At 54.2% G+C, this 384-nt stretch carries 1 rRNA gene; it reads left to right on the top strand.

Features of this window, described 5'->3' with window-relative positions:
* Positions 1-384, top strand: a 23S ribosomal RNA gene (locus A3850_RS00010); the annotation flags it as partial.

Here is a 384-nt window from a genome sequence, read left to right as displayed (position 1 = left end):
ATTCTGGAAAGGATGACCACAGAGGGTGACAGTCCCGTACAGGTACGGTGGTGCATGAGTTGAGTATCCTGAGTAGGGCGGGGCCGGAGAAACCCTGTCTGAATTTGCGGGCACCATCCCGTAAGGCTAAATACTCCTGAGAGACCGATAGTGAACCAGTACCGTAAGGGAAAGGTGAAAAGAACCGCGAGAAGCGGAGTGAAAAGACCCTGAAACCGTGCGCCTACAAGCGGTCGGAGTCCCGATTTAATCGGGATGACGGCGTGCCTTTTGCATAATGAGCCTACGAGTTACTCCTCACTAGCGAGTTTAAGGTCTAGAGGACCGGAGGCGGAGCGAAAGCGAGTCTTAACAGGGCGAGAGCTAGTGGGGGTAGACGCGAAA

Origin of the sequence: Lewinella sp. 4G2 (assembly GCF_001625015.1) — a bacterium.
Taxonomy (GTDB): Bacteria; Bacteroidota; Bacteroidia; order Chitinophagales; family Saprospiraceae; genus Neolewinella.
The sequence above is the reverse complement of the archived record's forward strand: the minus strand, read 5'-3'. Positions and strand labels throughout refer to the sequence as shown.